Below are 12434 nucleotides of genomic sequence, written 5' to 3' on the forward strand. Positions count from 1 at the left end.
TAATACAACCCATGTCAGACTATACCGAGAACTTCCGTGCACTGTTCCTCACAGCGCTGATGGTCTTCAGCGTCTTCGCTGGGACCGTCGCGTTGAGTGGGACAGCCGTTGCGGCAAGCAATGGAAGCGATGTTCAACCGGGTTCCGACACGACTCTTCCAGATGTGTATCCATCTGATCCGCTTGAAACCTTCGGAGACGGAACTGCCGAGGCAACTGTGGGCGGTTCTGAGCAGGATTATACGAGTATCAACACTGCGATCAACAACGTTGGAACCGGTGACGAAATCCTTGTCGTCTCGGAGGAGTACGATTCGAGCAACGAAGGCGGGACGATAACCGTCGACAAGGACGTGACGATCGTCTCCGACGATGGGGACGCGGTCGTTGACGCTGAGACGTACGGTTACGGCAAAGCGTTCGACGTCCAATCGAGTTCTGTGACCATCGCTGGCTTCGAAATCAGGGGTGATACCGATTACGACGTCATCAGTTCAAAGACCAGCGGCGGGTCACTGACTGTGGCGTATTCTACACTTTCCATCAATACGAACACCGGAACGAGTCCGGATGATGGCAACAGCCCATACGCGATAGACACGGACTTCTCCCTAACTGTCGAGAATAGCGTCGTTCGGGGTGACGACAACACCCTCGCCTACGGTCTCACGACGCGAGGGGGGAGTGCTTCCGACGACAGTGAGTTCAAGAACAACGTCGTCGAAGACGTCGTCACTGGTCTCCAGACGCGGGGGGCAAGCGGCGTCGTCGTCGCCAACAACACCTTTTCGAGTATCCCAGCTTCGGCAGCGTTCATCACGAGCCGACAGGCAGAGGTGACGGCGTACGACATCAGACACAACGACATCTCGAACGTCGGTAATGCGGTCGATATTAACGCCAATACCAACGACATCTCCGGAGTCTCGATCAACTACAACAACTTCGAGAACGCGGGCCAGTTGGGTGGCCCCTACTACACCGTTGCAGCAAGAGAAAACGGCGGATCGATCACCAGCACAGTTGATGCGACACACAATTGGTGGGGAGACGTCAGTGGCCCGAGCATCGACGGACCGGGTTCCGGCGGTGGTGTCTCCGGTGACATCGATTACGCCCCTTGGACGGGCGAGCGAATGGCTGAATCAACCGCGCCGGACGTCCGATCGGCGATCGAGTACACCGACTTGGACGACGACGAAACCAGAGTCGAAATCACGTTTACAGAACCGATCGACGCGACCGACGTCAGTGGCGATCTGACCCTGTACGCCGACGGAAACGAACTCAGCTACACCCCGGTCGATATCGACGGTACCGATGGAAAGGTTACCGTCGCACTCAGCCAAGATATAAAACCAAATGAAGATCTGGTTGTGAACTTCACGTCGCTCACCGACGCTGCTGGGAATACAAACGACGCGCCGGGGAACCTCACGGCCACCGTGACTGGTGCCACCATCGAACCGGAACCCGATGGGACCGCAGCCGGTGACACCGCTGACAGCACTCTCTCGACATATCAGGGAACGGCCGTCGCGGTCGACTTCTCGGCCGATCACCAGGTCGATACTGACTACGAACGGGATGCCGACGGCGAATTCCAATTCTCCGGATCGTCAGGTCTGTTCAGTCAAGTCGTCGTGTTCGACACAGAAGGGGAAAACACATCAGCTACACATCAGTTCGACACGGACAAGGATTCGAGTACCTACGAGGGGACAGTCGACCTTCGGCCGCTTGATCTCAAAATCACGGTCGACGACGCGTCAATCCAGACTGATGAAGAACTGTCCGGCTCGGTCTCGTCGAACGCGGGCAACCGCGACGTCGAGGTGACGCTGTACGACGAGAACGAGGATGTCTACGATACCACGACCGCCACGCTGGACGGCAGCGGTGACGGCACGTTCAGCTTCAGCGGCCTGGAGGCCGGATCGTACTCGATCGAGGCCACCGATGTCCAGACCGGCGAGACCGTCTCGCCACAGGACACCGACATCGAGGAACAACCGGAAGGCGAGGCTGACTTCGGTGGCGTCTCCGTGTTCGAGGAGGATCGTGGTGACGTCGTCGAGATCCCGATCCAGATCAGTGGGACCGACACCGCGACGGTGAACTTCGGCAGCGACTCCGCCGGATTCAACGCCACGGTGACGCTCACCGACGGCAACAACGACGGCGAAGTCACGCTGCTGTGGAACACGGTCGAACAAAAGGGTCTGAGTGCTGCCGCGACGCCCGACGGTGAGGACCCCGACGACGTTTCGGCCACGTACAACACGACCGACGTCAGTACGACGCCGAACATCCGAGCCGACGTCTACGACGCCGGGAACTACGACCTCAACGTCCGGTCCGGCGACGACGAGACGAAAGCGTCTGAAGGCGTCGCGACAGTCTCGCTGGACGGCCGTGACACCAACGGCGTGAGTACGTGGACGGCACCCGCTAGTGTCGACGCGAGCAGCGTCGAGAACATTGAAGCCGGCATCGGCGTCAACATCACGCAGGACGGTACGATCTCCGCTGGCGATCAGATGGTCCTCGCGCTCGACGCCAACGGCCTCGAAGGCGCACTGGAAGCGGCCGGTGCCAGTGACGACAACACGAGCGCCAAGTTCCAGAAGGCGGCCACCAACGGCTGGTTCAACCTGAACGTAACTCAGAGCAACCCGAGCCAGAACGCGCCGCCCAAACTCCAGACGCTGGACAACATGAACTACGACGAGTTCTCGGTCGTCGCTGACGAGACCGAGGGCCAGGCCGACACCTACTACGTCGTCATCGATAGCGCTGCGCTTGACACCTACCGCGACGCGGATCGTGACGGCGTTGTTGACAACACTGAAAACGAAGTCGACCCCGCGGCCGGTGACGAATTCGACACGACGGTCACCGTCCTCGGCACACAGGGTGGCCTCGCGTACGACGACGCCCAAGAAGTCACGGACGACTTCTCGATCGACAGCGCGACCGCGTCGGTCGACTACATGGGTCAGGACGAGCGCCTCGTCCGTAACGAGGCCAACCAGACTATCTCCGGCACCACCACGGTCGCTGTCGGCTCGGAACTCACTGTCCGTGTCAACAGTCAGACCAGCACCGATCCGTTCCTCAAACCGGCAACGGTGACCGTCGAGGCCGGATCCGGTGACACGAACACCTGGGAGTCCGACTTCGACTTCAGTGCCAACGACATCGGCACTGAATTCACGATCAGCGTCCGGGACGCCAACGGCAACGTCCTGGGTTCGGGCGAAGGCATGATCGTTGCCGAACCGACCGCCGAAGTTGTCTTCGACGACCAGGAGACCAGCGGTGACGTCGTCATCCTGTCGTCGGTCAACATGACCCGTGGTGGCTTCGTCGCCATCCACGACGCTGATGGCATCATCGGCGTCTCCGAGTACCTCGATGCCGGTGAGGAGTACACCGACAAGCGTGTCCTCCTCGACGAGCCGATCTCGGAGAGTGCCGAACTCGTCGCCATGCCCCACATGGACGAGGACAACAACGGCCAGTTCAACGCCAGTGTTGACGGCGCGTACATGGCCGACGGCACTGAAGTGACCGACTCCGCACAGATCACTATCCCGGCGGTGACTGCGACGGAGACCGCGACGGAAACCGCAACGGCGACCGCAACGGAAACCGCGACGGAAACCGCAACGGCGACCGCAACGGAAACCGCGACGGAAACCGCGACGGAAACTGCAACGGAAACCGAAACGGAAACCGCAACTGAAACGACCACCACGAGCGGGCCTGGCTTCACGGCTGTGCTCGCTGTGCTGGCGCTGATCGGCGCTGCACTGCTCGCGGTCCGCCGCGACCAGTAACGCGCCTGGGCAGGATTACTGACCACGACTGCTCGCCGAACGCGAGCCACACGATCCGGTGAGGGCCGAATTGCCGCCGACTACCCATTTTGCGTTCGTCTGTATCCTGTGCCGGGACTCGATCGCACGAATCAATCGATTGGGGGCGCGCATGGACGCGTGGCTGTCGCCTGCGTAGGTGAACGGACGGCAACTGCCCCGACGGGCTGGGTGCGAGCCCGCCGCCGGCCGAGGGCAAGTCCACAGTCGAAGGGTGTCACTAATCGCCGGCGGGAACGGCCAGCAGAGGGGGTCAAACCGATCGATCGCAATTTCCCCTTAAAACCTTTGTGGGAGCGGGCAAACACAGACGGGTGAAACCTCCCGAAACCGGGCCGGAGGGGGCGTCGCAATGGGGTTGACGTGTGTTCGCACACCCGTCAGGAACCAGAAAGCATTTACCACATCTGGGAGTTGGATACCAACGTGAACCGCCAGTCTCGGAGACCACCGTGCGGTGCACTGCGGATCGCGGTGGGAGAGGCTGGCGGGGACTGACACAACACAAACTATGACAGACTATAACGAGAAAATCCGTGCGCTGTTCCTCACAGCGCTGATGGTCTTCAGCGTCTTCGCTGGGACTGTCGCGTTGAGTGGTGCAGCAGCGGGAGCAGTTAGCGGAACTGGAGACGTTTCTGGAGATCTCATCCCCAGTGACGTCCAGACTGGAACGCACGAAATAACAACAGAAGTCAACATCAGTAGTTTAGACGATACTTCTGACTACAACGTGACACTTGAAGTCCCCTCCGGGGTCACGCTGAACGATGCTAGTGGCCTTGTGGCCGATGGCTCAACGGCCGCTAGTGGGAGTGACGTTGCAACCCTTCACAAGGTGAATACAAGCGGAGACTCCGCTCCTGAATACATCAATGTCTCAGTTGCTAAAGGGGACCTGAGTGGAACCGCTCTGGACTTCCAGGTTGTCCAGAACGTCACCGTCTCCAGCGAAGGGGACTACGACTTCACCGCATCAGTTGACGAAGGCGATGACGATAGCTACCAAGCCTCCGAAGCAGTCCTCGGCACGCTCAACGTTGACGATGCTGGTCCGTCGATGACCGGTGCCGTCGAGTTCGAGGGCACTGGCACTGGCGTCAACCAAGCAGACTCCAGCAATATCGAGGTTAGCTTCGCAGAGGCCGTCTACGACGACGAGGGCAACAACCTGGAATCGGGCGATGTCGAAGTCTTCGTGAACGGTGAAGCGGCAGGTTACGACTTTGACACTAACGGTGCAGACGGTCAGGTCTTGCTGAGTTCGGGCACCGCGCTCGATCCGACCGACACCGTCGAAGTCAACTTCACCACGCCGATCCAGGACGCGGCCGGTAACAATGTCACGATCACGAACGAATCCGTGACCGTCACCGGTGCCACGTTCGGTCAAGGTACACCCAACGACCAGACGGAATACGCTGGTACGACCATCGCCTACGTGGCGAATAGTAGTGGGGGTATCCCCGCAGACCTTGATCAGGATCTGGAGATCTTCGCCGGCGACGAACTGCTCCTGGACGGTAGCACCGGTTCCGGTAGCCAGGTGCTCGCCTGGGACAGTTCCGGTAAAGACACGAGCGTCAGCTACTATTTCAACACGTCCGCTAACGACGTGAAGCTCACGCTCCGTAGTCTTCAGCTGACCGCCACGGTCGACAGCACGGACATCCAAGGTGAGGACCTGGCCGGATCGGTCTCGGCACGTGCGGGCAACCGCGACGTCGAGGTTACGATCACGGACAGCGACGACAACACCCAGACTTCGACCGTCTCGCTGGACGGCAGCGGTGACGGCACGTTCAGCTTCGATGTCCCTGACGAAGACGACACCTACACTGTCGAAGCCGTCGATGTCCAGACGGGCACCACGGCTTCGGCCGACGACGTGAGCGTCACGAAAGTCCCGACAGGCTCGGCTGACTTCGGTGGCGTCTCCGTGTTCGAAGAGGACCGCGGTGACGTCGTCGAGGTCCCAGTCTCGATCTCGGGCGGCGTTGACAAAGCGACGGTCAAAATCGGCAGCGACTCCGCCGGATTCAACGCCACGGTGAAGGTCACCGACGGCAACAACGACGGCGAAGTCACGCTGCTGTGGAACACGGTCAAGGAACAGGCCACGGACAGTCTCTCGACCGCCAGTACGCCTGACGGCGAGGACGAAGACGATGTCTCGGTCGTCGAGAACCCGGTCCACGAGATCAACGGCGACGACAACGTGGACATCTACGACGCCGGTAACTACGACATCAACGTCCGTTCAGGTGAGGACGCAAGCGACGCCTCCGATGCAGTCGCAACGATCTCGCTGGACGGCCGTGAGACCAACGGTGTCTCGACGTGGACGGCACCGGACAGTGTCGACACGAGCAGCGTCGAAGAAATCGAATCCCAGATCGGCACCAACATCACGCAGGACGGGACGATCGCCCTCGGCGATCAGATGGTCCTTGCGATCGACGCCAACGGCCTCGAAGGCGCACTGGAAGCAGCCGGCGGCGACAACACGACCGTCAAATTCCAGGATGCAGCTTCGGCTGGCTGGTTCAGTCTGAACATGACGCAGACGAACCCCGGCCAGAACGCTGCGCCCAAGCTCCAGACGCTCGCTAACATGAACTACGACGAAGTTAGCGTCGTCGCTGACGAGACTGAGGGCCAGGCAGACACCTACTACGTCGTCGTCGACAGCGACGCGCTGAACACCTACCGCGACGCTGATCGTGACGGCGAGGTCACTGACGACATTGGGAACCAAGCCGACCCCGCAGCCGATGACAAGTTCGACACAGGCTTCATCGTCAACGGCACAGAGGGCGGCCTTGCCTACCAGAGCGACGAAGTCATCACCACCGGATTCTCGATCGACAGCGCGACCGCGTCGGTCGACTACATGGGTCAGGACGAGCGCCTCGTCCGCAACGAAGATGCCCAGACCATCTCCGGCACCACCACGGTCGCTGTCGGCTCGGAACTCACTGTCCGTGTCAACAGCCAGACCAGCACCGATCCGTTCCTCAAACCGGCAACGGTGACCGTCGAGGCCGGATCCGGTGACACGAACACCTGGAGTTACAACTTCAACTTCAGTGCCAACGAAGTCGATACTGAATTCACGATCAGCGTCCGCCAGGGCAACACCGTCCTGGGTTCGGGCGAAGGTATGGTCGTTGCCGAACCGAACGCCGAAGTTGTCTTCGACGATCAGGAGACCAGCGGTGAAGTCGTCGTCCTGTCGTCGGTCAACATGACCCGTGGTGGCTTCGTCGCCATCCACGACGCTGATGGCATCATCGGCGTGACGGGGTACCTCGAGGCCGGTGAGGAGTACACCAACAAGCGTGTCCTCCTCGACGAACCGATCTCGGAGAGTACCGAACTCGTCGCCATGCCGCACCTGGACGAGGACAACAACGCACAGTTCAACGCCAGTGTTGACGGCGCGTACATGGCCGACGGGACTGAAGTGACGGACGCAGCAAGCGTCACCATCCCGACGGTAACCGCAACGGAGACCGCCACGGAAACCGAAACCGCAACGGAGACCGCCACGGAAACCGCGACGGAAACCGCAACTGAAACCGCCACGGAAACCGCCACGGAAACGGAAACCGCGACGGAAACTGAAACGGAAACCGCAACTGAAACGACCACCACGAGCGGGCCTGGCTTCACGGCTGTGCTCGCTGTGCTGGCACTGATCGGCGCTGCACTGCTCGCGGTCCGCCGCGACCAGTAACGCACCTGATCAGCAATAACTTCGACTGACCGCCGGAAGCGGTCCTCATTCGCCGTGCGGTTTTCATTTTTTGACCCACGTGAGCGACGCGTCTCGACGATGTGTTGGAACAGCCACACAGAGTGGCCGTAAGTCCTAATCCACTGGCCAGCGTAGCGTCGGGTACGAATCTGGGCATGAGTGAAGGCGAACAGAAATTGATGGACGACCGGGGGCAATTTCTGGAGGCAGTCCAGAGTGGGCGTGACGTTCAAGACGCCGACTGGGCCCAGTGTCGGATCGTCCTCACGACAGCCCGAATCGCCATCGTCGCCGACGAGAAACGGACGATTCCACTCGATTCGATTACCGATATCGGTGGCCGCTATGACGTCAACCAAAACGCGGCGGGGGTCGCTAGCTACGTCACTCTTCAGATCGGGGACGACGATGTACTCTTGCTTCGCGCTCCCGAACAAGACGAGTTCGAGACCGACCTCTATCGGGCCTTTATCGACAACACAATCCTGTACGTCCAACATCCGGCGGTCAAGGGCGGCGTCGTCCAGGGGGCTGAGTGGCAGCGGGCGAAAGTGAAACTCACCGACAATGCGCTCCAGTTAGCGATGGAAGACGGCCAGTACGTCACCATCGACCGGGACGACATCGGCGACGTCGAGATCGACGACCAGCAGGTCGATGAGACAACACGTCGCGTGTTCGAAGTCGAGCACACCGACGACAAGGGCACGAGTGTCGAGACCCATCTCACGGGCGAAGCCAAGCAAGTCACAATTCTCGAAGAAGTACTCCAGGAAGGTGCGGAACGCAACCAGGCGAATCTCGATCTATCACCAGTCGAACAGCAAGTGATTATGGCGCTACACTCGGGCGTCTCACCGTTCGATCTCCCGGATTTCGTCGAAACGGACGTCGAAGAGATCGAGGCAATTTTCGATCGCTTGATCGAACTCGACGTGATCGAGACGCTTCGCGAACGGACGGAAGTCGAGATGACCTCCCGAGGGCGACAGGTTGCAAGCGACGAGATGGGCAACCAATAGAGTGGGGCAGTGCTCGCGGGACCCAGAACGTTCAAGCGTCTACCAGGCCTCCGACCGGCATGAGCAGGCAGACGGCAGTCGTGCTGGCGGCCGGCGAAGGAACGCGGCTCCGGCCACTGACGCACAATCGGCCCAAGCCGATGCTCCCCGCTGCGAACCGGCCGATCCTCGAACACGTTTTGGACGCGCTCGTCGAGACGGGGGTCGACGAGATCGTCCTCGTCGTCGGGTACAAACGTGATCGCGTCCAGAACCATTTCGGACCGACATACCGGAACCGACCGATTACGTACGTCCGACAGGACAAACAACTCGGGAGTGGGCACGCCCTCCACAAGGCCGAAGACACCGTTTCGGGATCGATGCTCGTCGTCAACGGCGACACGCTGATCGATCCGACCATCGTGGCCGACGTGAGCGAGACCTTCGAGGACGGCGACGCGGCCGCAACGCTGGCAGTGCTGGACGGGCCCGATCCACACGAGTACGGCGCCGTGGCCGTCGATGGCACCACGGTCACCGACCTCGTCGAGAAACCCGACGCCGGCGACTATCGACTGATCAACGCCGGCGTCTACGCCTTCGAGCAGGAGATCTTCGACGTGATCGACTCGACACCTCGGTCGCGCGGCGAGCTGGCCTTGACGGAGTCGCTTGGTCGACTCCTCGCAGAGCAACCGGTCACCGCCGCCGAGACCGACGGCGTCTGGGTCGACGCGACCTATCCCTGGGACCTCCTCGAGTTGAGCCGGGAAGTGCTACAGAGTGGCGTGACTGCCCTCCCAGAGCGAACACAGAGTGTGTGGATCGCCGACAGTGCCAGCGTGCACGACACAGCGACCGTCCAGGGACCGGCAGTGATCGGCCCGGACAGCGAGATCGGTCCGGGTGCAGTGATCGGCCCGACAGTCGCGCTGGGCCGCAATGTTACCGTCGGCGCGAACGCCACAGTCGGTCGCTCCGTCCTCGACGACGATACACGCGTCGGCCCCGGGGCGACGTTGCTCGACGTCGTGACCGGGCAGGACGTGCGTGTGGGGGCCGGAAGCGTCGTTCCGGGCGGTCCAGGGCCAGTCGAAGTCGGCGAGGAGATCTTCCAGGACCGACCCCTCGGGGCGTTGCTGGCCGATCGGGTCCACGCCGAGGGTGGCGTCACCGTCGACCCGGGGACGCTCGTCGGACCGAACGCCACCCTCCGGACGGGCGTCACCGTGAGCGAGAACGTCCCCGCCGACGTGGAGGTGCGTCGCTGATGTGTGGGATCATCGGCTGTGTGGGCCATGGCACCGAAACGACCGACGTCCTCCTCGACGGACTGTCGACGCTGGACTATCGGGGCTACGATTCGGCCGGCGTCGCGCTTTCCAACGGCACCGTCGACGTTGTCAAACGATCGGGGGCGATCGAGGACCTCGTCTCGGCTGTCGAGGCGAGTCCACCGACGGGACCAGTCGGAATCGGCCACACACGCTGGAGCACTCACGGCCCGCCGACCGACGAGAACGCCCATCCCCACGTCGACTGTCCCGGCGAGGTCGCCGTCGTGCACAACGGAATCATCGAGAACTACGAGGCACTGCGCGAGCGTCTCCGGGCAGCCGGCCACACATTCGAGAGCGACACGGACACCGAAGTCATCCCTCACTTGATCGAGTCCGAGCGCGACGATGGGGCCGATCCAGAAACGGCCGTCAGGCGCGCAGTCGAGCGATTGGAAGGGAGCTTTGCCGTCGCCGCAGTACTGGCCGACAGTGACGCGATCTTCGCTGCCAGGCGGGACTCGCCGCTCGTGTTAGGGATCGATGACGGCGGCGATAGACGACGGTATTACCTGGCGAGCGATGTCCCGGCGTTCCGAGAATACACCGACCGGGTGGTCTATCTGGACGACGGCGAGTTCGCTCGCCTCACGCCGGAGGACTGGACCGTCACGACTCTGGCCGGCGATCGAGTCGAGAAACCCGTCGACACCGTCGAGTGGGACCCCGAAGAGACGGGCAAGGCGGGTTACGACCACTTCATGGCAAAGGAGATCAACGAGCAACCCCGGGCACTTCGGCAGTGTCTCTCAGAGCGGGTCGACGAACTCGACGGCGAGGTTTCCATCGGCGACTTGGCCTACCTGAATCCACGGGGTGTCCAGTTGGTCGCAGCGGGGACGAGCTATCACGCGGCGCTGTACGGTGCCCAGCTCTTCCGGGCGGCAGGCGTCCCCGCAACGGCGTATCTGGCCCACGAATACGCCACCGGGACGCCGCCGATCGGCGACGAACTGGTGATCGGTGTTACTCAGAGCGGCGAAACGGCCGACACGCTTTCGGCGTTGCGTGAGGCCAGTGCCCGCGGGGCGCGCACGCTCGCGGTGACGAACGTCGTCGGGTCGACGGCGGCCCGCGAATGTGACGACGCCTTCTACATCAAGGCGGGCCCGGAGATCGGCGTCGCCGCGACCAAGACCTTCGCCAGCCAGCTGGCGGCACTGAACACCCTGACGATCGGGATGGTCCCGAGCAAGGACGATCGCGAGGCCATCGCGGCACTGCGTGACCTTCCGGCAGACGTCCAGCAGGTTCTTGATGAATCCAACGCAGCGGCCGTCGCCGAACAGTATCTCGACAGCGAAGCCTATTTCTTCATCGGGCGCGGCCTCCAGTATCCAGTCGCTCTGGAGGGTGCGTTGAAGATGAAAGAAATCACGTACAAACACGCCGAGGGATTCGCCGCCGGCGAGTTGAAACACGGCCCGCTGGCGCTTGTGACGAGTGAGACACCCGTCTTCGCGATCGTGACTGGCGACGGCGAGCGGGCCCAAAAGACCATCGGGAACGTCAAAGAGGTTGAGGCGCGGGACGCTCCAGTCGTCGCGGTGACTGACGGAGCGAGCGACGTCTCGCGCTATGCCGATCACGTCCTCTCGATACCCGAGAGTTCACCCCAGACCGCCGCCGTGTTGGCGAACGTCCAGCTCCAGCTTGCAGCCTACCACACCGCCGCGAAACTGGGTCGGCCGATTGACAAGCCGCGGAATCTAGCCAAGAGCGTTACTGTGGAGTAGTGAAGAGAGAACGGTGGTGGTCAATACATCTCCCAGTCAACTACGTCAATGCCGTCGATCCGTTCGAAGTGATCGACGTTCGACGTAAGCACGGGCAATTGTTCGGAAAGCGCCGTCGCTGCGATGTAGACATCGTGGAGGTCGTGAAGCGGTTCACCGCGTGCCCGAAAGTCAGCAATGATATCGGCCGCCGCCGTTCCGACCGATCGCGTGACGTCGATGATTTCGAAACGATCACAGAGTCGCTCGAGTGCATTCATCGCTTCCCTGTGGGCGTCGGTTCCCTGCTCGTAGCGTTTGTTGACCCCAAGCCGAAGTTCCGTTACCGTCACGACGCTGATCGCGTGATAGCCTTCCACATCGAGTTTTTCGACCCGCTGGCCGACGTCACCACGGTCGATATCGACCACAACGGACGTATCAATGAGTTTCATCGTCGAGGCGGGTCAGCGTTCCGTCGCTCAGCGCACGAACGTCGTCTTTCACGGCGGCGTACGTTTCCTGATCGAGAACCCCTTCCCCGCTGACATCAGCCAGCTTTCCGCCTCGTTCGAGACGCTCTTCGATGAGTTCGCTAAAGCTCCGATCTCCCTTCTCTCGTTTCAGCTTCCGGTAGACGTCGTCGGATATGGAGATGTTCTTGCTCATTGTTTGTGTATGGGTGCTTGTACCCAATAAGTACACGGGTCGATTTTCCGTCCGTTCGTCACGTGGTG

Annotated in this window: 7 protein-coding genes; 5 read left to right on the forward strand and 2 right to left on the reverse strand. The window is 61.3% G+C overall.

Going from position 1 to position 12434, the window contains the following annotated elements; translation table 11 throughout:
- Positions 1 to 11 precede the first annotated feature (11 nt).
- The 5 genes from HZR20_RS02335 to glmS all read left to right on the forward strand — a co-directional run bounded on the left by HZR20_RS02335 (position 12) and on the right by glmS (position 11718).
- Positions 12 to 3842, forward strand: coding sequence for a DUF7282 domain-containing protein (locus HZR20_RS02335; RefSeq protein ID WP_181684990.1), 3831 nt, complete (start codon positions 12 to 14; stop codon positions 3840 to 3842).
- Positions 3843 to 4392: 550 nt separating this feature from the next.
- Complete coding sequence (locus HZR20_RS02340; protein WP_181684991.1) at positions 4393 to 7620, forward strand: DUF7282 domain-containing protein; 3228 nt, start codon at positions 4393 to 4395, stop codon at positions 7618 to 7620.
- Between the two features lie 176 nt (positions 7621 to 7796).
- Positions 7797 to 8663, forward strand: coding sequence for a CheF family chemotaxis protein (locus tag HZR20_RS02345; RefSeq protein WP_181684992.1), 867 nt, complete (start codon positions 7797 to 7799; stop codon positions 8661 to 8663).
- Positions 8664 to 8722: 59 nt separating this feature from the next.
- A complete protein-coding gene (locus tag HZR20_RS02350; RefSeq protein WP_181684993.1) occupies positions 8723 to 9916 on the forward strand; it encodes a sugar phosphate nucleotidyltransferase in 1194 nt (397 codons plus the stop codon).
- A complete protein-coding gene (glmS, locus tag HZR20_RS02355; protein ID WP_181684994.1) occupies positions 9916 to 11718 on the forward strand; it encodes a glutamine--fructose-6-phosphate transaminase (isomerizing) in 1803 nt (600 codons plus the stop codon). The genes HZR20_RS02350 and glmS overlap by 1 nt, the downstream gene beginning before the upstream one ends.
- A 20-nt stretch (positions 11719 to 11738) precedes the next feature.
- Here the strand turns inward: glmS and HZR20_RS02360 are convergent, their stop codons facing one another.
- A complete protein-coding gene (locus HZR20_RS02360; RefSeq protein WP_181684995.1) occupies positions 11739 to 12152 on the reverse strand; it encodes a type II toxin-antitoxin system VapC family toxin in 414 nt (137 codons plus the stop codon).
- Positions 12139 to 12366, reverse strand: coding sequence for an antitoxin VapB family protein (locus HZR20_RS02365; RefSeq protein WP_181684996.1), 228 nt, complete (start codon positions 12364 to 12366; stop codon positions 12139 to 12141). The genes HZR20_RS02360 and HZR20_RS02365 overlap by 14 nt, the downstream gene beginning before the upstream one ends.
- Positions 12367 to 12434: the final 68 nt, after the last annotated feature.

The organism is Halorhabdus salina, assembly GCF_013839425.1.
In the GTDB taxonomy this organism is placed as follows: domain Archaea; phylum Halobacteriota; class Halobacteria; order Halobacteriales; family Haloarculaceae; genus Halorhabdus; species Halorhabdus salina.

Coding starts and splice junctions, on each gene's coding strand:
- HZR20_RS02335 (WP_181684990.1), top strand. CDS start 12: ATGTCAGACTATACCGAGAACTTCCGTGCACTGTTCCTCACAGCGCTG.
- HZR20_RS02340 (WP_181684991.1), top strand. CDS start 4,393: ATGACAGACTATAACGAGAAAATCCGTGCGCTGTTCCTCACAGCGCTG.
- HZR20_RS02345 (WP_181684992.1), top strand. CDS start 7,797: ATGAGTGAAGGCGAACAGAAATTGATGGACGACCGGGGGCAATTTCTG.
- HZR20_RS02350 (WP_181684993.1), top strand. CDS start 8,723: ATGAGCAGGCAGACGGCAGTCGTGCTGGCGGCCGGCGAAGGAACGCGG.
- glmS (WP_181684994.1), top strand. CDS start 9,916: ATGTGTGGGATCATCGGCTGTGTGGGCCATGGCACCGAAACGACCGAC.
- HZR20_RS02360 (WP_181684995.1), bottom strand. CDS start 12,152: ATGAAACTCATTGATACGTCCGTTGTGGTCGATATCGACCGTGGTGAC.
- HZR20_RS02365 (WP_181684996.1), bottom strand. CDS start 12,366: ATGAGCAAGAACATCTCCATATCCGACGACGTCTACCGGAAGCTGAAA.